The organism is Helicobacter pylori (assembly GCF_006440215.1).
Classification (GTDB): Bacteria; Campylobacterota; Campylobacteria; order Campylobacterales; family Helicobacteraceae; genus Helicobacter; species Helicobacter pylori_CS.
Genome location: NZ_VEZH01000003.1, coordinates 1 through 23,139, shown reverse-complemented (window position 1 = coordinate 23,139; position 23,139 = coordinate 1). Strand labels below are relative to the sequence as shown.

General features: G+C 39.5%; 21 protein-coding genes and 1 pseudogene. 8 read left to right on the top strand and 14 right to left on the bottom strand.

Going from position 1 to position 23,139, the window contains the following annotated elements; genetic code table 11:
- Positions 1–9: 9 nt before the first annotated feature.
- Positions 10–1,218 carry a CCA tRNA nucleotidyltransferase gene (locus tag FIM44_RS02335; protein ID WP_140578932.1) on the bottom strand — a complete coding sequence of 403 codons (1,209 nt, stop codon included), beginning with the start codon at positions 1,216–1,218 and terminating at the stop codon, positions 10–12.
- A gap of 62 nt (positions 1,219–1,280) precedes the next feature.
- Between FIM44_RS02335 and queC the strand changes: the two genes are divergently transcribed.
- A complete protein-coding gene (queC, locus tag FIM44_RS02330; RefSeq protein WP_140578930.1) occupies positions 1,281–1,967 on the top strand; it encodes a 7-cyano-7-deazaguanine synthase QueC in 687 nt (228 codons plus the stop codon).
- Between the two features lie 68 nt (positions 1,968–2,035).
- On the opposite strand, the gene oipA is transcribed toward queC, so the two are convergent.
- Entirely contained in the window at positions 2,036–2,959 is a 924-nt protein-coding gene (gene oipA / locus FIM44_RS02325) for an outer inflammatory protein OipA (protein ID WP_140578928.1), read from the bottom strand.
- 182 nt (positions 2,960–3,141) lie between these two features.
- Here oipA and FIM44_RS02320 point away from each other — a divergent pair, with 182 nt between their 5' ends.
- Both FIM44_RS02320 and FIM44_RS02315 read left to right on the top strand, forming a co-directional pair.
- On the top strand, positions 3,142–3,594 hold the full coding sequence (locus tag FIM44_RS02320) for a hypothetical protein (RefSeq protein WP_140578926.1): 453 nt from the start codon (positions 3,142–3,144) through the stop codon (positions 3,592–3,594).
- A gap of 124 nt (positions 3,595–3,718) precedes the next feature.
- The gene (locus FIM44_RS02315) at positions 3,719–4,132 is read left to right on the top strand and encodes a hypothetical protein (RefSeq protein WP_194148677.1); all 414 of its coding nucleotides are present in this window, start codon (positions 3,719–3,721) and stop codon (positions 4,130–4,132) included.
- Positions 4,133–4,136: 4 nt separating this feature from the next.
- On the opposite strand, the gene hydE is transcribed toward FIM44_RS02315, so the two are convergent.
- From hydE to FIM44_RS02290, 5 genes are read right to left on the bottom strand one after another with little or no spacing between them, the layout of a single operon-like run.
- On the bottom strand, positions 4,137–5,675 hold the full coding sequence (gene hydE, locus FIM44_RS02310; RefSeq protein ID WP_140578922.1) for a hydrogenase biosynthesis protein HydE: 1,539 nt from the start codon (positions 5,673–5,675) through the stop codon (positions 4,137–4,139).
- A gap of 1 nt (position 5,676) precedes the next feature.
- On the bottom strand, positions 5,677–6,213 hold the full coding sequence (hydD, locus tag FIM44_RS02305; protein WP_140578920.1) for a hydrogenase biosynthesis protein HydD: 537 nt from the start codon (positions 6,211–6,213) through the stop codon (positions 5,677–5,679).
- Positions 6,210–6,884, bottom strand: coding sequence for a Ni/Fe-hydrogenase, b-type cytochrome subunit (gene cybH, locus FIM44_RS02300; protein WP_140519702.1), 675 nt, complete (start codon positions 6,882–6,884; stop codon positions 6,210–6,212). The genes hydD and cybH overlap by 4 nt, the downstream gene beginning before the upstream one ends.
- 12 nt (positions 6,885–6,896) lie before the next feature.
- Positions 6,897–8,633, bottom strand: coding sequence for a nickel-dependent hydrogenase large subunit (locus FIM44_RS02295; RefSeq protein WP_140578918.1), 1,737 nt, complete (start codon positions 8,631–8,633; stop codon positions 6,897–6,899).
- A gap of 9 nt (positions 8,634–8,642) precedes the next feature.
- Positions 8,643–9,797, bottom strand: a complete 1,155-nt coding sequence (locus FIM44_RS02290; protein ID WP_140519699.1) for a hydrogenase 1 small subunit — start codon at positions 9,795–9,797, stop codon at positions 8,643–8,645.
- A 159-nt stretch (positions 9,798–9,956) separates the two neighbouring features.
- Between FIM44_RS02290 and mdaB the strand changes: the two genes are divergently transcribed.
- The gene (gene mdaB / locus FIM44_RS02285; protein ID WP_140519697.1) at positions 9,957–10,541 is read left to right on the top strand and encodes an NADPH:quinone oxidoreductase MdaB; all 585 of its coding nucleotides are present in this window, start codon (positions 9,957–9,959) and stop codon (positions 10,539–10,541) included.
- 58 nt (positions 10,542–10,599) lie between these two features.
- Here mdaB and FIM44_RS02280 read toward each other — a convergent pair whose 3' ends face one another.
- From FIM44_RS02280 to ispG, 4 genes are all read right to left on the bottom strand, one after another.
- Positions 10,600–12,651, bottom strand: coding sequence for a DUF262 domain-containing protein (locus FIM44_RS02280; protein WP_140578916.1), 2,052 nt, complete (start codon positions 12,649–12,651; stop codon positions 10,600–10,602).
- 231 nt (positions 12,652–12,882) lie between these two features.
- A complete protein-coding gene (locus FIM44_RS02275) occupies positions 12,883–13,941 on the bottom strand; it encodes a tetratricopeptide repeat protein (protein ID WP_128058672.1) in 1,059 nt (352 codons plus the stop codon).
- 11 nt (positions 13,942–13,952) lie between these two features.
- Complete coding sequence (locus tag FIM44_RS02270) at positions 13,953–15,158, bottom strand: 2,3,4,5-tetrahydropyridine-2,6-carboxylate N-succinyltransferase (protein WP_140578914.1); 1,206 nt, start codon at positions 15,156–15,158, stop codon at positions 13,953–13,955.
- Positions 15,159–15,160: 2 nt separating this feature from the next.
- Positions 15,161–16,240, bottom strand: a complete 1,080-nt coding sequence (ispG, locus tag FIM44_RS02265; RefSeq protein ID WP_140578913.1) for a flavodoxin-dependent (E)-4-hydroxy-3-methylbut-2-enyl-diphosphate synthase — start codon at positions 16,238–16,240, stop codon at positions 15,161–15,163.
- Positions 16,241–16,394: 154 nt separating this feature from the next.
- Here ispG and FIM44_RS02260 point away from each other — a divergent pair, with 154 nt between their 5' ends.
- The 4 genes from FIM44_RS02260 to FIM44_RS02245 are packed head-to-tail and all read left to right on the top strand — an operon-like array spanning position 16,395 to position 21,494.
- Positions 16,395–17,522 (top strand): succinyldiaminopimelate transaminase, encoded by a 1,128-nt coding sequence (locus tag FIM44_RS02260; RefSeq protein WP_140578911.1) that lies wholly within the window; start codon positions 16,395–16,397, stop codon positions 17,520–17,522.
- Positions 17,515–18,864: a UDP-N-acetylmuramate--L-alanine ligase gene (murC, locus tag FIM44_RS02255; RefSeq protein ID WP_140578909.1), complete on the top strand. Its 1,350-nt coding sequence runs from the start codon at positions 17,515–17,517 to the stop codon at positions 18,862–18,864. Before FIM44_RS02260 ends, murC begins: the two co-directional genes overlap by 8 nt.
- Entirely contained in the window at positions 18,864–19,229 is a 366-nt protein-coding gene (locus tag FIM44_RS02250; RefSeq protein WP_000501487.1) for a hypothetical protein, read from the top strand. Before murC ends, FIM44_RS02250 begins: the two co-directional genes overlap by 1 nt.
- 18 nt (positions 19,230–19,247) lie before the next feature.
- Positions 19,248–21,494: an endonuclease MutS2 gene (locus tag FIM44_RS02245; protein ID WP_140578907.1), complete on the top strand. Its 2,247-nt coding sequence runs from the start codon at positions 19,248–19,250 to the stop codon at positions 21,492–21,494.
- Between the two features lie 143 nt (positions 21,495–21,637).
- Here FIM44_RS02245 and ppa read toward each other — a convergent pair whose 3' ends face one another.
- The 3 genes and pseudogenes from ppa to FIM44_RS08560 all read right to left on the bottom strand — a co-directional run.
- Positions 21,638–22,159: an inorganic diphosphatase gene (gene ppa, locus FIM44_RS02240; protein WP_001047013.1), complete on the bottom strand. Its 522-nt coding sequence runs from the start codon at positions 22,157–22,159 to the stop codon at positions 21,638–21,640.
- A 52-nt stretch (positions 22,160–22,211) separates the two neighbouring features.
- On the bottom strand, positions 22,212–22,907 hold the full coding sequence (locus FIM44_RS02235; RefSeq protein WP_238699884.1) for a glycosyltransferase family 25 protein: 696 nt from the start codon (positions 22,905–22,907) through the stop codon (positions 22,212–22,214).
- Positions 22,908–22,933: 26 nt separating this feature from the next.
- Positions 22,934–23,071: pseudogene (locus FIM44_RS08560) on the bottom strand (glycosyltransferase family 25 protein); the annotation flags it as partial.
- Positions 23,072–23,139 lie beyond the last annotated feature (68 nt).

Here is a 23,139-nt window from a genome sequence, read left to right as displayed (position 1 = left end):
TCCAATTTTTTAATTTTTTCCGCCTATTTGCGGAAAGTTTATAGCATCATTAGGTAAATAATGATCTTTAACCCATTTTATCAGCCATTCTAAAGCGTTGTTTTTAGGGTTGGCGATGACTAAATTTAGGCATGCGTTTAAAATTTCGCCGATTTTTTGGTGTTGGTAACCCAAGCTTTGGAGCGCGCCGCCCTTAAGGGCTAGGTGTTCTTTTTTAAAAGGTTCGTTAGCGTTAAATATTTCTTTTAACAAGCTTTTAATTTTTAAAGCGTGTTTGGGGTTTTTGAGCGCATAAAAATCTAAAGCCAAATTAAAAGGCTCTAAATCGTAGTTTTTCAATAAAAATTTTAACTCTGTTTTGTTATGAATATTTAAAAAAGCTTTGTGGCATTCTTTAGCTTTTGAAAATAAAACACATGTTTTTTTAGGGTATCGTAGATTTTCTAAACTTTTTTGATCTTTAAAAAACCCTAATAATCTTAATTCCAAATTGAAAGGTGCGTTTTTTAAAAACCCTAAATTTTCTATTTTCTCTTGAATAACCAACTCTAAAATTTCTTGATATTCTTTAGCCACTTCATAGGCGTTTTTCCCCATAAGAAGCTTATTTAATTCGCTTTGTAAGCGTTCTTTAGAAAGGTGTTTTAACAAATCCTTACATGCAAAAACCGCTCTTTTGGTGCTTGGCGCTATCTTAAAGCCTAAAGTCGCGCTAAATCGCAACGCTCTTAAAATCCTTAAAGCGTCTTCAAAAAATCTCAATCGCGCTTCCCCCACGCATTCAATCGTTTGATTTTCAATCGCATTCTGCCCTTTAAAAGGATCAATCAGTCCTTTTGTAGGGCTATAAGCGATCGCGTTCATGCTAAAATCGCGCCGCTTTAAATCGTCTGTTAAACGAGCGCTAAAAACCAATTCTTTAGGCTTTCGGTGCTTGATATGCCCTTTTTCAATTCTAAAGGTTGTGATTTCATAGCTTTGATGGTTTTTAAGAGCCGTGATCGTGCCATGTTTGATGCCGGTTTCTAGCACCCTAAAATGGTGCTTTAAAAGAAGCTCTTTACTTTCATTGACTAAAGCGTTTGAGGTTAAATCGTAATCTTTAGGCGTAATTCCCATTAAATAATCGCGCACGCACCCCCCTACCAAGTAAAGCTCATAAGGGGATTTTTCATAAATGTCAAACAATTCTTTTAATTCTTTTTCTAACTCAAACACGCTTTTTACTCTTAAAATTTCTTTGTGTTATTATATCTTTTTAGAATTTTTAAGGAATGTTGATGGAACAAGAAATTTGCGTGATCGGTTTTAGCGGCGGGCAAGACAGCACCACTTTGGCTGTATGGGCGAAAAAGCGTTTTAAAAAAGTCTGTTTAGTGGGGTTTGATTACGCACAAAAACACTCTGTGGAATTAGAATGCGCTCAAAAAATCGCTTCTCTTTTACAACTCCCTTATGAAATCATCCCATTAGATTTTTTAGAAAATATCACCCGCTCCGCACTTTTTAAAAACTCTAACGATTTAATAGGGCATTCGCATGCACAAAATAAAGATTTACCCAATTCTTTTGTGCCTAATCGTAACGCTATTTTTATCACCCTTTTGCATTCTTACGCGCAAAAAATAGGGGCTAGTAACATCGCTTTAGGGGTTTCGCAAGCGGATTTTAGCGGCTATCCGGATTGTAAAGAAGATTTTATTAAAAGCATTGAGCATGCCCTAAATTTAGGCTCAAACACGGCGATTAAAATCCTAACGCCTTTAATGTTTTTGAATAAAGCGCAAGAATTTCAAATGGCTAAAGATTTGGGCGTTTTGGATTTAGTCATCAAAGAAACGCACACCTGCTATCAAGGAGAACGAAAGATTTTGCATGCTTATGGTTATGGCTGCAATGAATGCCCGGCATGCCAATTGAGAAAAAAAGGCTATGAAGAGTTTCAAACTAAGGCTTTGTTTCAATAAAGCGTTGGTAAAAATACTCAAAAAGCATGTTTAAGACAAACAATCAAAGATCGATAAAAAGCATGTTTTTAATGTTTGTTTTTAAAGTTATATGTATAGTTAAGATAAACGCTCACCACTCTTTTATAATCCAATTTATCCCCATAATTATCGCTATAGTAATTGACTTTAAAAGCGGGCACTTTAACCCCTAATTCAACACTAGAACCCCCAAGATATATTTCATCGCCATAGCGATCAATATCGTATTCATCGCTATTATAACGAACGCCAAATTTTCCTTGTAACTGAAAAATCGTGTGGCTCTTGACTTGATTGAAAGGGGTGAGATTGTTACTTGCAAACCAAGTGCTAGCCCCTAGTTCCATGCCAATCACAAGCCCTGAAGATTTTCTAAATACATGCATTGATGCTTTTTTTAATGTGTTAGCGTCTAGCGTTCTGCCGGTCATATCTTTATAAAATATAGAAAGCCCTTTTACCCTTCGTTTAACATATTCTTGAGACGCTCGCTTATCGTTAGTCCAATTAATGAGCAAATCCGTATTGAAACCATAGGGTAAAAAAACGATTAAACCGCTGCCAGGAACAGAACCAACACCACCAAGTTGGTAACCGAAAAAAAGAGAGTGCCTAAACCCTATAATCCTTTTTTTACCCAAAAAATATTTATACCCAAAGCTGAGTTCATTAAAAAGACCGCCCGATCCACCATTTCCTGCGAATCGGTTAGCGATTTTTGTTGAATCTTTCACTTCATTTAAGGCGTTTTGCGCATCTCTTATGGCTTTTGTGTTTTGGTTGGGGAATACTGAATTTTTTGCGTTATTGATCGCTTGATTTAAGGCGTTTTCTGCTGAAGCTCTTTCGCCGATACTGCCTTGTCCTTTAATATAGCTTCCTTCTGCAAAATTCAAACCTAAATAAAATCCATTCCTTTCAGCGTGGAGCCAAAACGAGAAAGACAGAAAGAGTAAAAGGGTTTTTTTCATGGTTTTTCTTTGGTTTAAGATTTGATATTATGATTAGGTAGTTTATCATAAAAATAAGATTTTAGTTATTGGGTTTTAATGGAAAACAAAATTAAAATGAAATAGCCACAAAACCACCACTTAACCAACATTAAATTAAAAACATGTTAATCTTTAGTTATTTTTAAATTTAGGAAATCCCAATGCATCAAAATAATAAAACTTTTTTACCCACCCCATCCGCTCACCTCTCTAAAATCATTCTTTTTTTAAACGCTGGCTTTTTAGCCTATGTGTTAAGCGCTTGTGGGGCGAATGTGCCTATAGAAGAAGTGCTAGTTAAAGATCCTAAAGAAACTAAAGCCCAAGAAGTCGCCAGAGAAGAAAAGGCCATCCAACAAGAAAACGCCACCATTGATGCGCACACCACGCCTTTAGTTAATCGTTTCACTAATTATAACGCTTATGGCTCTTTAAACGGCTTTTACAATTCAGTGGATAATCTCAATTCGCCCATGCAAAACGGGATGTATGGAGGCTATTACATGCCTTATTATTACATGCCCTATGGTTTCATGCCTTATGGATCAGGTCTTATGCCTTATGGGTCTTATGGGTATGGAGCGCCTGGATACTTCCCCTACGCTTTTTATTGATTGAATGGCTTTAGCGAGTGCGGTGGTGTTGGTGTTTTCACTCAAACGTGCTTGTGTTTTCTAATGGTTATTTCTAACATGCTAGGGTGGTGTGGTAGAAAAAGACTATATAAGAGGAGATCTTATGCGTATAGTTAAAAATTTATTTCTTGTATCGTTTGTGGTTTATAGTAGTGCGTTCGCAGCGGGTTTAGAAACCGAGGCTAAAAGCGAAAAAAAAAGCAGTAAAAAGTTTTACGAACTCCATAAAAACCATGGGTTAGAAACCGAGGCTAAAAACAACAAAAAGCTTTATGATTTCACTAAAAATAGTGCTTTAGAAGGCATCAATTTAGAAAAAAGCCCTACCCTTAAAAGCTATAAAAAAAGCGATAAAAAGTTTTACAAACAACTCGCTAAAAACAATATCGCCGAAGGGGTGAGCATGCCGGTTGTTAATTTCAATAAAACTCTGTCTTTTGGGCCTTATTTTGAAAGGACTAAAAGCAAAAAAACCCAATACATGGACGGCGGGTTGATGATACATATCCGCTTTTAAGTCCTTATTCATAATCCAAAAACGCATGCGTTTTAAGGGTTAGGGTTTTGGGGAAATATTGCACAAACAAATCCAAAAACACTTTTTCGCCAAAGAAATCCCCAGCGATCGTTACTTCTTGGACGCTAAAATTCTGTGCATTATCCCAAATGAAATTCCCTAAAAACTCCGCTAAAGAGTCCAAAATCCCCAAACTCAAGATTTCATTTTCCACGCCTGCAAGCCTGAAACTCATCGCACTATGCATGATTTTTGAAAAGTTTAAAGCCATTTTAAAAGAATCGTCTTTAAGGATTTTATAATCAATCCTAGGGCCTTTAGGGCGTAAGCATTCTTTGGCCAAAGAAATAACGCTCTGTGCGCAAAAATCCTCGCTATAACCCAAAACAAACCCCAAAATTTGAAAAAAATCCAATAAATTCGCGCCCCCTAGATTGTATTGAGAAAGCTCTAAAATGCGTGCGTAAAAATCAGGGAATTTAGCCGCGTAGTTTTGTAGCATTCTGGAGGCTTTTTCATCTTGTTTGAGGAGGTTAAACGATTGGTTGAAATCAAAACTAACGCTTAAAAGCGTTTTTAAAGAACCATTAGCATGCAATAACAACCTTGTAGGGCGCTTGAAACTGAAATATAAAACGATAGAATTGGGGGTTGCGCTTAAAAACTCTAATTCATCTTTAAAGGGAAGGGTAGAAAAATTATTTTCTAGCACGAATTTTTTAGTGGGCGTGATCAAGCGTTTAGGGGTTTTAAAAAGCGCTTCATAATGTAACAGCGCTTCACAAGAACGGCTTTCATGCATAAAAACAAATTCTATACCCTCATCTTGTAAAATACGGCACAATAAATTCAATATGGGGTCAAAGGGTAGTTGGGCTATGATTTCATCGTTTTTAAAAGTGTCCTTAAAGACGCTTTTTAAAGGGGCTTTGATAGAGGGTTTTTCCAAACTCGCTAAATATTTAGCGTCTTCTAAAGACAATTTAGTGCAACTCAAAACGCTAGAAAGATCGCTAAAAATAACGCTTGGAGAGGGATTTTTTAAAGAAAGGGATAACGCCCCCCTAGAAGTGTGAATAGGGATAAAATCTTGTGTTTTGAGCATGCTTTTTAATTGGGTTAAGCAATCTATAAGCTCTTTAGGGCTATGGATTATAACCCCCTTAAAAGCGGTATTTTTGACAAAACCTAACGCATTGGCATACAAAGATGAATTTTTGTCTAAAAAATCTTGATGCTCTTTAGCGTTCATAAAAAGGGGCTTTGAAAGGCTTGTTGTTTGGAAAAGATTTTCATCTAAAGGCTCTGTGATTTCCTTTAAAGACAAAAAGCTAAAATCTAAAGAAAAGGGCAGAATTTCGCTTAATTTTTGCGCGAACTCTAAAGTGGTTTCAGCGCTCGCTTGGAGGTAGAAAGAAGTCGTATTATCCTTATAAACGCTATAAAAACGTGCTTGCAAATGGAGTGCCATTTGCTCTAAAAGGGGCGTAAAATTCAGGCTTGTTTTTTCATTAACGCATTTAAAAAGAAAGACAAACACCAATTCAAAAACCCTTATAAGAGAGTTCAGCGATACACTCTAAAGCGATATGATCGGTGCGTTGCATTTGAACTCCCCATGCGTTGAGTTGGGTTTCTATGGCTTTTAAGGCTGTTTCTAAAGCGTTTAAAATTTCGCTTGAAAGTTTGAAAGTGGTCTCGCTCCCTATCACAAAAGGCACAAGCCCCACGATAAAAGTTTTAGGCAAATCCCCTAAAAACTCCGTGAGCCTTAAAGTGTGCAGCATTTCCACCTCATGCGCGCTCCCAGCCCATGTGATTTCTTTAGGAGCGTCCTTAAAATCAAAAGCATAGACTGATCCAATTTCAACGCCTTTAGCGCTCACGCAATCCAAAATCAAAACCTTTTCATACGAAGTGATTAAAGGAATGAGTTGCTGAGCCATTGTCCCCCCATCTATAATATCCACGCTAGGGAAAAAAGAAAAATTCTTTTTAAGGTAGTGGGCTAGATGCACCCCAATCCCTTCATCGCCAAAAAGGATATTGCCAATGCCTAAAATTAGGATTTTTTGACTCATTCTTTGGTGTAACCATAGCCATTAATCATAGAATCCGCCCCTGAACTATCATACCTGATAGAATGGAAAAACACCATATAAACATGCACAGGGACAAACAAGATAAACCCCCAAGTCGCTAAGTGGTGGATAAAACGAACATTCGCTAACCCCCCACAAAGCGCTTCAAACCACTTAAAAGCGCTCCCTAAAAACGCCCCAAGCCCCGCATGATAGACATTATAATACAGCACTATCCCGCTCAAACTCATCAATACGATCAAAACAACCAAAGTGAAATAAGCCACGAGTTGGATAGGGTTATACAATCCTTTAGTGTGGGGTTTGCCGCTGATAAGAAAATACGCTTTCATCTGATCGATCCAAGCTTTTGGGCTTAAAAGTTGGCTAAAACTCCTGCGTTCTGTTAAGCTTTCTTTAGTGAAAAAAAGATAGGTTCTAAAGATTAATGCGCTAATGAGCAAAAACCCAAACATGACATGAAAAGAACGCACATAAGCTTGTAAAAGATACACCCCTTTATAAAAGCTGGAATTAGGTTGCAAAAAAGGGTAAGCGATGTAAAACCCCGTAGCGATTAAAGCAAAAATACTCAAAGCCCTAACCCAATGGAAAAAGCGCACAAAACCGGAATATTCTTTGTGTAAAACGACCTTATTCATTTTATCCATGCATAACCCTTTTTAGAATTTAGCGAAATTAGGCTCTACTTTAAACTCGTTTAAAGACTGCCCTTTAAAATCCATCACATGCACTGAGCATGCGATACATGGGTCAAAAGAATGGATGGTCCTAATGATTTCTAAAGGCTGGGTTAAATCAGCGATTTTAGTGCCAATCAAGCTCATTTCATAAGCCCCCCTTTGATTTTGAGAATCTCTAGGCCCCGCATTCCAAGTAGAAGGCACCACCGCTTGATAATTTTCCACCACGCCGTTTTTAATACGCACCCAATGGCTTAGCATGCCCCTTGGCACTTGACCAATGTAACGCCCTTTGTATTCTTGATTTTTATCAATGTGATAAGGAGCGCAAGTGCTTTGATCGCTTTTTAGATTTTCCACTAACGCATCAAACGCCAAAAGGCCATTATCAGCGATTGTCTTAGCCTCAATACACCTTGCAGCCGTGCGCCCAAGCGTTGAAAACAACGCCTCTAAAGGCAGTTTAGTGTCTTTTAAAAACTTAGTGGCCACCTCAGTAACATAAGGGTTTTTCGCCGCTAAACCGACCACCACAGAACTTAAAGGGCCTACTTCCATGGGCTTACTATCGTATCTAGGCGATTTTATCCAAGAATATTTATTTTTAGTGTCAAGCACTTTAGCAGGGATGATTTTATTTTCAATCCCCACGCTCTCGCCGTCTTTTAAACCGGTATAATGCGGGTTCGTTTGCCCGTCATAAGGATGGAGTTGAGCTTCTTTAGTGTCTTCGTATTGGTACCAAGAATGCGTAACTTCTTCTTTAATCAAACTCTCATCAATGGGGTGCAGTTTAGAAATATCCCCATCAAGCACCACCCCGCTACTCAAAAGGTATTTATCCTTCCCGAGCAACACTTCTTCATAAGCGATAAAATTCCTTAAGCCGCAGCCTTTAATAACAGATTGTTCGTTAGCGAACATTTCGCCTGCCATCACCAAATCCGGGTAGTAAGCATGGTTGATGAAATTGGCCACCACTTCAAACTTGCTCTTCCATTCAGCCAATCTAGTCGGGTCCAATATATCCATAACACTCGTAACACCCCCCACCGTTAGGCTTTGTGGGTGAGGCTGTTTGGCCCCAAAAATAGCGGTCATTTTCGCCGCTTCCCTTTGGATTTCCAAAAGCTTGAGGTAGTGGCTTAAGACGATTAAATTTTGTTCTGGACTTAAACGATAGGTTTTATGCCCGTAATAGCCATTACTGAAAGGCCCTAACGATCCACCTTTAGCGAAATCGCTCAAGCGTTTTTGAACCGCTTTTAATTCACCGGCACCGGTATTGATGGGATAAGGGCTGTATTTGAAAGAAAGTTTTGCCGCTTGAATGGGATCGGCTTTTAAGGCGCTCATAATATCGCACCAATCAAGCCCATGCAAAGTATAAAAATGCACCACATGATCGTGAAAAAGCAACGCCATGTTCATCAAAGATCGCACCAGTTGTGCGTTTAATGGGGGGGTGATGCCTAGAGCGTTTTCTACTGCCGTGATACCGGCCTTATAATGCGAATAAGTGCATACCCCGCAAATCCTTTGAGCGATAAAGCCTGCATCTCGTGGATCTCTGCCTTTAATGATCGTTTCTAGCCCCCTAAAAAGCGTAGAAGAAGAAAACGCATCAGTGATCACATTATCATCATCTACGATCACTTCAATCCTTAAATGCCCCTCAATCCTAGTGATAGGATCGACTACGATTTTTTTTGACATGTTAATCCCTTACTCTTTGTTTTTGATCGCTTTAGAAAGGAGCGCATGCGCGACAATGCCAATAGCGGTTGCGCTCAATAAAGTCGTGCCTACTTTATCCGCTACTTTATCAGCCCCTAAGCCGTCAAAGGCGGTTTTAATGGAACGATTCGCTAAAGGCTCTTCAAAAGGACTCATCGTATCCCAAAAATTAGGCTCAGAACACCCTATGCACCCATGCCCTGCGCCTATGGGCCAAGAAGTGTGTGAATTGAAGCGGAGTTTGGAGCAATTGTTGAAAGTGTAAGGCCCTTTACAGCCCATTTTATACAAACAAAAGCCCCTTTTAGCGTTTTCATCGCCAAAATGTTCCACAAACTCGCCCGCATCAAAATGCCCTCTCCTTTCGCACAAATCATGGATCCTGTTCCCATAAGCCCAAGAGGGGCGGTTATAGGCATCAAGTTTAGGGAGGGCCCCAAACATCAAGTAATAAAGCACATTGCCCACGATATTTTTTTCACTAGGCGGACAACCGGGAACATTAATCACGGGTTTATCAATGATTTTATGCAAGGGTTGCGCGTTAGAAGGGTTAGGGTAAGCCGCTTGAACGCCCCCAAAACTTGAGCATGTGCCTATGGCAAAAATAGCGGCTGCGTATTGAGCGGCTTTCCTGCACTCTTCAGCTCCCGTTTCAGCGTTTGGGCCTTGAGTGAGGAAGTATTCTGTGCCTTGGGGGATACCGCCTTCTACCATTAAAATGTAATTGTTTTTATGCTTTTCTATGGCGTCATGCAAGCTTTTTTCAGCTTGAAAACCGCTCGCTACCATAATGGTCTCATGGTATTCTAGGTTGATGTAATCAAAGATAATGCTATCAATGGTGGGGTCTGCGCTCCTTAACAAGCTCTCGCTACAACCGGTGCATTCTGCCATGTGCAACCAAATCACGGGCAATCTGTTAGCCACTTCCACCGCTTTCAAAGTCAAGGGAGCAAAACTGGCCGGCAAGGCTAACGCTGTACTCATCATGCCCGCCCACTTCAATAAATCGCGCCTAGAAATTCCCGCCCCTTTAAACTCCTCTTGCAAGTTTTTATGCTCGTTGTGAGCGTTAAACGAACGGATTATATCAAGGCGTTCTTCAATCTTTTGATAGGTCTTTTTTTCATCGTAGAACATGATCGCTCCTTAATTAGAAATTTTCATTATCTTAACATAATAAAAATAATACAGTTGCAATGGATTGTTTTTTAGCTTTTATTGAGATTGAGGGAATTTCTTTAATCTTAAGTTTCATTTGGATAGAATTCCCCCCTATTTTATTAAAAAAGGAACAAAATGAAAAAAGTACTCATCATTAATGGGGGCAAAGCGTTCGGGAGCTCTGGAGGGAAACTCAATGAAACCTTGACCCACCATGCAAAAAAGACTCTAGAATCTTTGGGGCTAGAAGTGGATACCACAATCGTGGATAAGGGCTATGATCATAGCCAAGAGGTGGAAAAGATCGTTAGCGCTGATGCAACAATTTGGCAAATGCCTGGCTGGTGGATGGGAGAGCCTTGGATTGTGAAAAAATACATTGATGAAGTCTTTAGTGCAGGGTATGGGAAGCTTTATGCTAGCGATGGCAGAAGCTCGCAAAACCCCACTAAAAACTACGGGAAAGGAGGCTTGATGCAAGGCAAAAAATACATGTTAAGCTTGACCTGGAATGCTCCCATTGAAGCCTTTACTGATCCTAACGAATTTTTTGAAGGGGTGGGTGTGGATGTTGTGTATTTGCATTTGCATAAAGCGTTCCAATTTTTAGGGCTTTCAGCGTTGCCCACTTTTATTTGCAACGATGTGGTGAAAAACCCCCAAGTAGAGCAGTATCTCAACTCCCTAACCACGCATTTGCACCAAGCTTTTGGCAAGTGATTTCAAAATAAGGGTTTTTTAACCCCCCCATTTCTTTGGGGGGCTTTGGGGGGCTTGTTTATCCCACAATAAAGTCTCTGGGATTAAGCTCGCAGCCTAAGATAAGATCCCTAAGATTACTGCCCACGGTTTGATAACTTGCATTGCTTACAAAGTAGAATCCGTATTTTTCAAAAGGCACAACCAAAGTGCCATCTCTATCCCTTAATTGCGCTTTTGCCTTATCCCAACAAATATATTTTTGAGATTCATCGTCTGTGTAGCTTTCAAAGGCTTCTCTGGCGTTTTCTAGCAAGTAGTCTATGACAGTGCTAGCCAATTCCTTAGCGTTTCTTGCTGTTTTCCTTTCATGATTGGGGAGCTTAACGCTTTGAAGATTATGATTAGTTAAGTCATCATCAAGGGTTTTACTAATCTCTCTTGTGCGGTATTCTTTAGGCAAATCTTTAAACAACCCCACTTGACAGAATTGATCCGCTAAATATTCGCTCCTGGCTCTCACTTCCTCTATCCCCCAAGAATGGGTGTTATTGATAAAATAGTCGTTTAAATGCAAGGAGCTGTATTCTTCCATAAGCGCAATTTTTGCCTCGTAAGATTTGTTGCCAAGCCTTTGATTTTGCCCTGATAGGGTTAGATTCCCAAAATTATTGAGATAGTCTTGCTCAAAAGTGAAATAGTCCCCCACCATGTCGCGCCATTCTTGGGTGGGGGTTTTGGGGTAGAAATGCTCCACTTCTAAATTCTCTTCTTTGGGCGGTTCAGCGTTACTCAATTTTTCTATCTCAAGCAAAATGAATTTGCACACTTGATTTGCTGCATAAGCGTTACGCACAAGAAACGCCGCTTTAATTTTATCGTCATTAGGGAACACCGTTCGTCCAACGCTCTTGCCCAAATACCGCTTCAATGCATCGGCTGAAACATCTTCCCCTAGCTGTCTGTATAAAGAATAAAGAAGTTCAGCAAGTGCAGGGGCAGGATCCCCGCACACGCTCCGGCGCACGAAGTAGCTGATAAGGATTTGCAAAATTTCGCAGAAGTTTTCATAATCCAATTTGCCTTCTTCAAAGTCTCTGGTGCAACGCAAAATAAAGGGCTTTGCCACGCCAAATTTGATCTTCACAAGATCTTTAATGCGCAGGCGTAAATTCGCTAACTGCTGCGGGTCTCCACGATGTAAAAAATAATGATCTCTGTCTAAAAAGATTTGATAGATCCTCCCATACTCACGCATATCCTTCATAAGACCTTGTATATCGTTAGGGAAATTGTCTCTGTGGTGGTCTTTTAGCGCGTAATACACTTCACGCTCTCCCTCTTTAAGTCTATCCTCAAAATAGATTCTCAAATAGGTTTTGATAAAATCATTCAAATTATCTTCGCCAAGCCAATTTTCTAAAGGAACCCAATAATTGTCATAAAGATGTTTCTGTCTGTCAGAATTTTCCCCCATCATCAGATAGTTGCGGATGAGATCCAGCCCTTTTAATTGCACGCCGGTAGCGTTGATGCTCTCAAACACCACTTGCGGATCATCTTCGCCTAACTCTAAGCCTATGGCTACGATTTTGAGCCGCAAAAACGCGCCATAAATCTCTTCTATGCGATACCCTTTGCTGATATAATTGTCAAGCTCTTTGGTGAAAAATTTATAGTTGTTCCTAATGTGTGATACGCCTTGTATTTCATGCGATCGATTTTGCATGACCAGATCAAAGGCTTCTTTGTCGCTTTTAATGGGTTTTAAGCGCAGCTTTTGTCCCGAAAAATTGAGTAGATTACCAATCTCTTTTTTTACCTCTTCATTTGGTATCTTTGTCTCTATGGCTTTAAGCAAAAGCATGAGAGTGGTAATCCTTTGCTGCCCGTCAATGATGACAAATTCTTGCAGTTGTCTTAAGCTCTTTTCATCATCAATATGATGCAAAATATAAGTGATAGAACCCATGAAATGCGTTTTTTTATTTTGAGAAATACTGATAATATCTTGCAGTAATTTTTCACAATTTTCTTCTTCCCAAGTGTAGTTCCTCTGGTATACAGGGATAGAAAATATCGTGCCTGTTAAGGCAAAAAAGTTGTTAACGGTGCTTTGTTTCGCTTCCATCGCTTTTCCTTTTAAATAAGATTAAAATCACACCGAGTATTAAATCAAAAAAAAAAAGAGCTTAAATTTTTGAAAAAACCGCAATTTGTGGCTGAATTAATTCAAAAAAATAAAAAAGCTTTGCGCAAAGCAAGTAGTAATCTCTTAAAAATGCGATCTTTAGAGAGGGTTTAGTTATAGGGCGAGAATGATTTCAAAATACCCCCCTATCCCCTTAAAAAATTGCTATTACTAGGGTATCTCATAAGAATTGTATGGCATGAACAAGCGCCCGTAATTAGGGTTCACGCGCAATAAATGCTCTTTAAAATTCCCGTAATTACGACAGCTTGACTCAAAACCATTATCGCACGCATACGAGAACAAATCCAAAGCCCTTTGATCGTCTTGAGGCACGCCTAAGCCCTTTTGATACAGCACGCCTAAATTGTTACAGCTCCCCAAAATCCCCCCATCGCATGCCATTTGGAAATATTTCGCCGCATAGTGGTTGTTCAAAGGAGCCCCTAAATCCCCATTCGCATAAATCCAGCCTAAATTCGCGCACCCCATCATATCCCCAGCGTTACAAGCCAAATAATTCAAATCCACTTGACTGAGTTGTGCTTTATCAATGCCATAAATATTATTCACGTTAGACATCAAACCCAGATTATAACACCCCATATCATTCCCATTTTCGCATGAAAATTTATAATAACTTATCGCTTTGTAATAATCTTTTGGGACCCCACTCCCATTAGCAAACATCCACCCCAAATTATTGCATGCGAGCATGTCCCCCCCTTGACAAGCCACCGCATACAATTGCAAAGCGTTTTCTTTATCGTTTGAATCAGCGTTTTTTTTGTTTTCATACATTTGAGCTAAATTCGCGCAAGCGGTCGCATCGCCCCCACTGCAACCCATTTCATAATAGCGAGCGGCTTTTAGTCTGTTGGTTTGGATCCCTACCCCATTAGCATACATCGCTCCCACTGCAAAACACCCGGCCGCATTGCCGTTATCGCACGATTGGGAAAAAAGCTTGAAAGCCCCTTGATAATCGCCCTTTTTAGCCAAATCAATACCGGCAGAAAGCTCGGTTTGAGCGTTTTCAGGCGATCCTAATTTGTCTAACAGATTAGAGTTATCGTTTTTAGGGGTGATCTGGGTGTTAGGGTTTGGCGCGCCCTTAGCGTTAGCGGGATTTAATTCAGGGGGTGTGTTTTTTTGGGCTTGGTTATTTTCTTCAGCGCCGCTAAGCTGTAAAATTAAAAAAACAAGCAATAACAAACTTTTTTTGAGCATTCTTTTCATCCTTAATGCAGGTTTTGATTCAACTCAATTTTTTTCACGCTCCTAAAAGCAATCAGCTTACCATTTTGGCTATTGGAACGAAAATGCACGCCATTTTTTCCGGAAAGCTCTTTGCCTTTGTAAAGATTGTTCGCATGTTTTTCTAAAGCGCTATTCACTTCTAAAAGCTTTTTAAACTCATTTTCTTCAATTTCTATCACGCTCCCGGCTAATACGGCAACGCCTGCATCCACAATACAGCCATCGCCTAAACTAATTCCGGTAACGCTATTAGCCCCTAGTAAACAATTTTTCCCGATGCTAATAGGGTTGTTATTCCCTCCGCTTAAAACGCCTAAAACACTCGCTCCCCCACCAATATCAGTGCCTGCTCCCACCACCACTGACGAAGAAATACGCCCCTCATTCATGCACACTCCCATAGCCCCTGCGTTAAAATTCACATAACTAGCTCCGGGCATTTGAGTGTAACCACCGGTCCCTAAATACGCCCCAAAGCGCGTTTTTGAGCTATCCAATAAGCGGATATTATCAAACTCAGGGATTAATTGCATCAAATAGCGCGGGAATTTATCTATAAAATCAATGCTAGGGAAATGGCCTCGCATTTTTAAAGCCACTTCGTTCGTTCTAAGCCATTCTAATTCATAGGGCTTGTTACCGCTCCAAGCCGTATTAGAAAGCTGGTTAAAAATACCCTCTAAATTCAAACTCCTCAAAGGGGCTTTCCCTAAAGAAAGCGCTAAAAGTTTCATATACGCGCTCTCCACGCTCTCGCAAGGCTTATCTTCATACAAGATCACCAAGCGATAAAGAGACTCCCCATTATTATTTTTCAAACGATTTTCTTCTAAAGCCTTTAAAAGCTCTAAAACCACTTGGATGTTTTTATGAGCCATTTTATTAGAATAGGCTTCATTCAAAAAGGGCGTATAAAAATCTAGTGCTTTTAACACAAAACTTTCATCAATCTCAACGACGCGCTCGCTCGCGCTCTCTTTTAGGATTTTTTCTTTGGAAAGCGAGTTGCAAAACACCGCATAAGAGCCTAGATTTTCATCTTTCCAATTCAAAACGGGGTAAGTGGCGCATAAAATCTTTTTGGAAATAGGGGCAATATCCACTCTGGCAATGCCAAAGCCTAAAGGCTCTTTATAGTTATTAGATTGCTGGTAGTTGCTCACAAAATTTTTAAACTTATTGATCATGCCTAATCCTTTAAACTCTTTTCTCTTTCTTTAGCTAAATTTTCCACTTCTATCACAAAAGTTTCAAACAAATCCTTTTCAGCCAGTTTGTGAATGACTTTACCCTCCTTAATGATCAAACCGCTGCGATTCCCAAAAGCGATCGCCATGTCTGCATGCTTGGCTTCACCCAAAGCATTCACCACGCAACCCATCACGCTGATGTCTAAAGGGGTTTTAATGTGGCTTAAGCGTTTTTCTACCTTGCTCGCCATATCCACTAAATTAGCTTCAATGCGCCCGCAAGTGGGGCAAGAAATCCAATTGATCCCTTCTTTCAAACGCCCGCTATGGCGTAAAATCGCTCGAGCCACTTTGATTTCATTTTCTAATTCCCCTGTGATGGATACGCGCATCGTATCCCCAATGCCCTCCATTAAAAGCCCCCCTAAAGCCATGGCGGATTTGATACTGGAGCTAAAAAGATTCCCCGCCTCAGTAACCCCCAAATGGAAAGGATAGATCACAAGAGGGCGTAGCATCCTGTAAGCTTCTATGGTGCGCATCACATCGCTCGCTTTTAAAGAAATCTTAAAATTGGTAAAATCCAAATCTTCTAAAAGTTTGGCGTTATACAAAGCGCTTTCTACCATGCCTTTTGGGGTGGGTCCGTATTTTTGATCAAACTGCTTTTCTAAACTCCCGGCATTCACGCCAATTCTTATAGGAATGTTTTTTTCTTTACAAGCATCAACCACCGCTTTGATCTTGTCTTTAGAGCCGATGTTTCCGGGATTAATCCTGATCGCATCCACGCTTTGAGCGGCAATGAGAGCGAATTTATAATGGAAATGGATATCAGCGATTAAAGGCAAAGGAGACACTTTTTTCAATTCTTTTAAGGCTAGGGCGTCCTTTTCATTACTCACCGCCACCCTCACTAAATCAGCCCCGGCGAGTTTGAGTCTGTCAATTTGATTTTTAGTGCTTTCAATATCAGCGGTTTTACTAAAGGTCATGCTTTGCGTGCTTATAGGAGCACCACCCCCTATGGCCACGCCACCGATAAAAATTTGCTTGGTCTTAACTCTATTTTCTAGCATCAAACCTCTTCATTAAGTTAAATTCTTATGCACTATTATACTCTTTTATGCTCTCTCTTTTATGTTCTCTTTGGCTCTTTTTTAGCGCTTTGAATGATAAACGCTTAAATTTTAGGTAAGATTAACTATTCCATTTTAAGATTAAAGTAGCCCTATGACCTTTGAGCCTTATCCTTTTGAACGATTAAGAGCCTTGTTTAAAGAAATCACCCCTAAAAAAAAGGGGCTAGATTTAGGCATCGGCGAGCCACGATTTGAAACGCCCAAATTCATTCAAGACGCTCTTAAAAGCCACACCCATTCGCTCAATATCTACCCTAAAAGCGCGTTTGAAGAGGGTTTGAGGGAGGCTCAAAGAGGTTTTTTTAAACGCCGTTTTAAGATAGAATTGAAAGAAAACGAATTAGTCTCCACTCTAGGATCTAGAGAAGTGTTATTCAATTTTCCTAGTTTTGTTTTATTTGACTATCAAAACCCCACTATCGCCTACCCCAACCCCTTTTATCAAATCTATGAAGGATCAGCCCAATTCGCTAGAGCCAAAAGCCTTTTAATGCCCTTAACTAAAGAAAACGGTTTCACTCCAAGCTTGAATGAAAAAGAGTTGCAAGAAGTGGATTTAGTGATCTTAAATTCCCCTAACAACCCCACCGGAAGAACCCTTTCTTTAGAAGAGCTGATTAGTTGGGTTAAACTCGCTTTAAAACATGATTTTATTTTAATCAATGATGAATGCTATAGTGAAATTTATGAAAACACGCCTCCCCCTTCGCTTTTAGAAGCTTGCATGCTTATTGGTAATGAAGCGTTTAAAAATGTTTTAGTGATCCATTCACTCTCCAAACGCTCCAGCGCTCCAGGGCTAAGGAGTGGCTTTATCGCTGGAGATAGCAGCATTTTAGAAAAATACAAAGCGTTTCGCACCTATTTAGGCTATACGAGCGCTAATGCGATCCAAAAGGCTAGTGAAATAGCTTGGCTAGATGATGCGCATGCAGAATTTTTCCGCAATATTTATGCAAACAATTTGAAACTGGCGCGAAAAATCTTTAAAGACACGCTCATTTATCCTTATAGTTTTTATGTGTATCTGCCCGTTCAAAACGGCGAAAATTTTGCCAAAACGCTTTATCAAAACGAAGGCATTATGATTTTACCGGCTTTATATTTAGGGCGTAATTATATCGGCGCTGATTGCGTGCGTTTAGCCCTTGTCTATGACACCCCCCTTTTAGAAAAGCCTTTAGAAATCATAGAAACTTATCGAGAAAATCATGCTTGAAACCCCAAAAGTTTTACTCAAAAACCTGCAAGATTGCAAGATCCATTTCATCGGTATAGGGGGGATTGGCATTTCAGGCTTAGCCAAATACCTTAAAGCGCAAGGGGCTACAATCAGCGGCTCTGATATTGCCATAAGCCCCAGCGTTAAGTATTTGAAAGCTTTAGGCGTAGAAATCAATATCCCGCATGATCCAAAGGCGATTAACAATCAAGATGCTATCATTCATTCAGCCATTATTAAAGAAGACAATACAGAAATACAAAGGGCTAAGGAATTAGAAATCCCTATTTTATCTCGTAAAGACGCTTTGTATTCTATCCTTAAAGACAAGCGCGTTTTTAGCGTGTGCGGGGCTCATGGAAAGAGCAGTATCACCGCCATGTTGAGCGCGATTTTCCCCTTTTTTGGAGCGATTATTGGGGCGCATTCTAAAGAGTTTGATTCCAATGTGCGAGAGAGCGCGAATGATAGCTTGGTTTTTGAAGCCGATGAGAGCGATTCAAGTTTTTTATTTTCTAACCCTTATGCTGCGATTGTGCCTAACACAGAGCCAGAACATTTGGAGCATTATGATCACGATTTAGAGCGTTTTTTCTTCGCTTATGAATATTTTTTAGACCATGCCCAAAAAAGAGTGATCTATAAAGAAGATCCTTTTTTAAAAAACTATTCTAAAGACGCTATTGTTTTAGAAAAAAAAGACATTTATAATATCCAATACATTTTAAAAGACGGCGAGCCTTACACTTCATTTGAATTGAAAGATTTGGGGGTTTTTTTGGTGTGGGGGTTAGGCGAACATAACGCCACGAATGCGAGTTTGGCGATTTTAAGCGCTTTAGATGAATTAGATTTAGAAGAAATTAGAAATAATTTATTGCATTTCAAAGGCATTAAAAAACGCTTTGATATTTTGCAAAAAAACGCGCTCATCCTCATTGATGATTACGCCCACCACCCCACTGAAATCAGCGCCACTTTAAAAAGCGCTAGGATTTATGCTAACTTATTGAACACGCAAGAAAAAATTATTGTGATTTGGCAAGCACACAAATACTCCCGCTTAATGGATAATTTAGAAGAGTTTAAAAAATGTTTTTTAGAGCATTGCGACAGGTTGATCATTTTACCCGTTTATAGTGCGAGTGAAGTTAAAAGAGATATTGATTTGAAAGCCCATTTTAAGCATTATAACCCCACCTTTATAGACAGGGTGCGTAAAAAGGGGGATTTTTTAGAGCTGTTAGTCAATGATGATGTGGTAGAAACGATCCAAAAAGGCTTTGTGATAGGCTTTGGAGCGGGGGATATTACCTATCAATTGAGAGGCGAAATGTGATGGGTGCAGTGGTTGTTTTATTTTTAACGCTGGTTTTATTGTTTTTAGTTTTAAGGGATTTTGGTTTAGCAAGCCCCAAACAAAAACTTGTAGCTTTTTTAATCGTAGGGATTATAGGAGCGAGCATAAGCGTTTATACTTACCAACAAAACCAACAAAACCAACGAGAAATCGCTTTGCAAAGAGCGTTTTTAAGGGGGGACACCTTGTTGTGTAAAGGCATTAAAGTGAATAACCAAACCTTTAATTTAGTGAGCGGGACTTTGAGCTTTTTAGGCAAAAAACAAACCCCTATGAAAGACGTTCTTGTGGATTTGGATTCTTGTCAGACGCTTCAAAAAGATCCTTTAATCCAACCCCAATGAACCCCCCAATAAACCCCAATGAATAATAATAATACCCCACCCAAACCCCTAGAAGAAAGCCTGGATTTAAAAGAGTTTATCGCTCTTTTTAAAACCTTTTTTGCAAAAGAAAGAGATACTATTATTTTAGAAAACGATCTCAAACAAACTTTCACTTATTTAAACGAAGTGGATGCGATCGGGTTGCCTACCCCTAAAAGCGTGAAAGAAAGCGATCTTATTGTCATCAAACTCACCAAATTAGGGACGCTCCATTTAGATGAAATTTTTGAGATTGTCAAACGATTGCGCTACATTGTCATTTTACAAAACACTTTCAAAACTTTCACGCATTTGAAATTTCATGAACGCCTTAACGCTATTGTTCTGCCTCCTTTTTTTAATGATTTAATCGCTTTATTTGATGATGAGGGAAAAATCAAACAAGGGGCTAACGCTACCCTAGACGCTTTGAATGAAAGTTTGAACCGCCTTAAAAAAGAGAGCACCAAAATCATTCACCATTACGCGCGCTCTAAAGAGCTTGCCCCTTATTTAGTGGATACGCAAAGCCACCTTAAGCATGGTTATGAATGCCTTTTATTGAAAAGCGGGTTTTCTAGCGCGATTAAAGGCGTTGTGCTAGAAAGGAGCGCTAATGACTATTTCTATCTTTTGCCTGAAAACGCGCAAAAAATCGCGCAAAAAATCGCGCAAATTGATAATGAAATAGATTGCTGTATTGTTGAAATGTGTCAAACTCTAAGCCATAGCTTGCAAAAACACCTTTTATTTTTAAAATTCCTTTTTAAAGAATTTGATTTTTTAGACAGCTTGCAAGCCCGGCTTAATTTCGCTAAAGCCTACAATTTAGAATTTGTCATGCCAAGCTTTACTCAAAAAAAAATGATTTTAGAAAACTTTTCGCACCCCATTTTAAAAGAGCCAAAGCCCTTAAATTTGAAGTTTGAAAAATCCATGCTCGCTGTTACCGGCGTGAATGCGGGCGGGAAAACCATGCTCTTAAAATCGCTTTTAAGCGCGGCGTTTTTGAGTAAGAATCTTATTCCCATGAAAATCAACGCCCATCATTCCATTATCCCCTATTTCAAAGAAATCCACGCCATTATCAACGACCCCCAAAACAGCGCGAACAATATCTCTACTTTTGCAGGCAGAATGAAGCAATTTAGCGCTCTTTTATCCAAAGAAAACATGCTTTTAGGCGTTGATGAAATTGAGCTAGGGACTGACGCTGATGAAGCGAGCAGTTTGTATAAAACCCTGTTGGAAAAATTGCTTAAACAAAACAACCAAATCATTATCACCACGCACCACAAACGCTTGAGCGTGTTAATGGCAGAAAACAAGGAAGTGGAATTACTAGCCGCTCTTTATGACGAAGAAAAAGAACGGCCCACTTACACTTTTTTAAAAGGGGTTATTGGCAAAAGCTATGCGTTTGAAACCGCTTTGCGCTACGGCGTGCCGCATTTTTTGATTGAAAAAGCGAAAGCCTTCTATGGCGAAGATAAGGAAAAATTGAATGTTTTGATTGAAAATTCCAGCGCGTTAGAAAGGGAATTGAAGCAAAAAAACGAACTTTTAGAGAACGCTTTAAAAGAGCAAGAAGATTTAAAAAACGCATGGCTTTTAGAAATGGAAAAACAAAAAGAAATCTTTCACAATAAAAAATTGGAATTGGAAAAATCCTACCAACAAGCCCTAAATCTCTTAAAAAGCGAAGTCGCTTCAAAAGATACTAGCTCCATGCATAAAGAAATCCATAAAGCGAGCGAAATTTTAAACAAGCATAAAACAAACCAAGAGATTCCACAAATCATAACGAGCTTTCAAACTAACGAAAAAGCGCGCTATAAAAATGAAAGCGTGCTGATTGTGCAAATTTTAGACAAGGGCTATTATTGGATAGAAACCGAGCTTGGCATGCGCTTAAAAGCGCATGGGAGTTTGTTGAAAAAAATCCAAAAACCCCCTAAAAACAAATTCAAACCCCCTAAAACAACCATTCCTAAACCCCAAAAAGCGAGCTTACGCCTTGATTTAAGGGGACAACGCAGCGAAGAAGCCCTAGATTCACTAGACGCTTTTTTAAACGACGCGCTTTTAGGGGGCTTTGAAGAAGTGCTTATTTGCCATGGCAAAGGGAGCGGAATTTTAGAAAAGTTTGTGAAAGAATTTTTAAAAAACCACCCTAAAGTGGTAAGCTTTAGCGACGCTCCCATCAATTTAGGCGGTAGTGGGGTTAAAATCGTTAAATTGTAGTTTTTGGCGCTTTTTATGGGGGATTAATACAAAAATCCGCTATAAAGCCATTTTACGCCAACACTCAATGAGAACAAAACCTTTTTGAAAGAGCGTTAAAAAGGGCTTTTATCGCTTAATTGAGTCAAAACCCTTAAAAATCTTTAGCCTTGATAGGCTTTTATCGCTTTCTCTAAAACCTTAATCGCGCTCTCTTTGTTTTCAAACCCCTTGACTTTCACCCATTTATTAGGCTCTAAATCCTTGTAAGTTTCAAAAAAATGCTTGATTTTATCTAAAGTGTGTTTGGATAAATCATCAATATCCTTGACATAGGAATGCGTGGGATCGATCTTATCTATGGGTAGAGCGAGTAATTTTTCATCCATTCCGCTTTCATCTTCCATGTTCAAAACCCCAACCAAGCGCGCTTTCACTACGCTTCCGGCTTGAAAAGCCACATCGCTTAAAACAAGCGCATCTACAGGGTCGCCATCAGATCCTAAAGTGTTAGGCACAAAGCCGTAATTTGCGGGGTAATTTTGCGCCCCATAAAGCACCCTATCCACCATTAAAGCCCCGCTTTCTTTATCCAATTCATATTTGATATTAGAATGCTTGGATATTTCAATCACCACGCACAAAGCGTTAGCGTCATGGCTCACTTCTAATTGGTCTAAATTCATTGCAATCTCCTTTGAAATAAAAAGACTTATTCTAACATAAAGCCCGCTCTTTTTAACTCTCTTTAGGGGTTTTTAAAGGAGCGTATTGTTTGCTGTATCTATTAAAGGCTTTTAAGCACTTTTGAGCGTTGAATTTATGATAAAAAAGATTATCATAATAGGATTTTCTAGGGGGCTTTAATGAAATATCAGGCTTTTTTGCATTTTGAATGGTGCTATTGAAAGCATGCTTATTCAAAGAAACAGGGCAAGGCAAATAGGTAAAATTAGCAATATCATGGTAAGTGGGGTTGTTCATAAACATATCCACCGGCTCTATGATCTTAAAACGCTCCGTGGCGTCTATAAAAGTTTTAGCACCCTTAGGCGTGAGGTAGTAGCCTGCCGTAGTAGCCACATACACGCTGGTGAGGTAAAAATGCTCTAAAAATAGCACTTCTTTTTCGCTATCAGCACGAGATTCCCAAAAAGTCTCTTTGATGTTTACCTCTTTTGCCAATAAGGATTCGTATTTTGTGGTGAGTTCATCGTATTTTCCTGTGAGTTCATCGTATTTTGTGGTGAGTTCATCGTATTTTCCTGTGAGTTCATCGTATTTTGTGGTGAGTTCATCGTATTTTCCTGTGAGTTCATCGTATTTTTTGGTGAGATCATCGTATTTTGCCACGACATTCTTATACACTTCTGTCCGAGCTAAAATATTTCCAATGAAGTGGTTGAGTTTTCTTTTAATTTTTCTAAAAATCACTGGATTAAAAGAGATTTTTTGGGGTGTTATTTTGCAAGGCTCAGATAGTTCTTTGGGGTCTTGTTGCGTTTCAATAATAAAATCTTGTTGCGCATCTTGTGCGGGATTGGGGGGGGGGGGGTAACTTCATGGTTTTCCGTAGGTGTTTTTTCACTAGACGCTTGGTCCGCTCCAGAATTTACCAGAGACGACTCACACCCCTCATTTTCCTCCTCTGTCAACATGGGAGGAG

Coding starts and splice junctions, on each gene's coding strand:
- oipA (WP_140578928.1), bottom strand. CDS start 2,959: ATGAAAAAAACCCTTTTACTCTTTCTGTCTTTCTCGTTTTGGCTCCAC.
- queC (WP_140578930.1), top strand. CDS start 1,281: ATGGAACAAGAAATTTGCGTGATCGGTTTTAGCGGCGGGCAAGACAGC.
- FIM44_RS02270 (WP_140578914.1), bottom strand. CDS start 15,158: ATGATCAATAAGTTTAAAAATTTTGTGAGCAACTACCAGCAATCTAAT.
- FIM44_RS02245 (WP_140578907.1), top strand. CDS start 19,248: ATGAATAATAATAATACCCCACCCAAACCCCTAGAAGAAAGCCTGGAT.
- mdaB (WP_140519697.1), top strand. CDS start 9,957: ATGAAAAAAGTACTCATCATTAATGGGGGCAAAGCGTTCGGGAGCTCT.
- FIM44_RS02315 (WP_194148677.1), top strand. CDS start 3,719: ATGCGTATAGTTAAAAATTTATTTCTTGTATCGTTTGTGGTTTATAGT.
- FIM44_RS02250 (WP_000501487.1), top strand. CDS start 18,864: ATGGGTGCAGTGGTTGTTTTATTTTTAACGCTGGTTTTATTGTTTTTA.
- FIM44_RS02320 (WP_140578926.1), top strand. CDS start 3,142: ATGCATCAAAATAATAAAACTTTTTTACCCACCCCATCCGCTCACCTC.
- FIM44_RS02275 (WP_128058672.1), bottom strand. CDS start 13,941: ATGCTCAAAAAAAGTTTGTTATTGCTTGTTTTTTTAATTTTACAGCTT.
- ppa (WP_001047013.1), bottom strand. CDS start 22,159: ATGAATTTAGACCAATTAGAAGTGAGCCATGACGCTAACGCTTTGTGC.
- FIM44_RS02290 (WP_140519699.1), bottom strand. CDS start 9,797: ATGTTCTACGATGAAAAAAAGACCTATCAAAAGATTGAAGAACGCCTT.
- cybH (WP_140519702.1), bottom strand. CDS start 6,884: ATGGATAAAATGAATAAGGTCGTTTTACACAAAGAATATTCCGGTTTT.
- FIM44_RS02295 (WP_140578918.1), bottom strand. CDS start 8,633: ATGTCAAAAAAAATCGTAGTCGATCCTATCACTAGGATTGAGGGGCAT.
- FIM44_RS02260 (WP_140578911.1), top strand. CDS start 16,395: ATGACCTTTGAGCCTTATCCTTTTGAACGATTAAGAGCCTTGTTTAAA.
- hydD (WP_140578920.1), bottom strand. CDS start 6,213: ATGAGTCAAAAAATCCTAATTTTAGGCATTGGCAATATCCTTTTTGGC.
- murC (WP_140578909.1), top strand. CDS start 17,515: ATGCTTGAAACCCCAAAAGTTTTACTCAAAAACCTGCAAGATTGCAAG.
- ispG (WP_140578913.1), bottom strand. CDS start 16,240: ATGCTAGAAAATAGAGTTAAGACCAAGCAAATTTTTATCGGTGGCGTG.
- FIM44_RS02280 (WP_140578916.1), bottom strand. CDS start 12,651: ATGGAAGCGAAACAAAGCACCGTTAACAACTTTTTTGCCTTAACAGGC.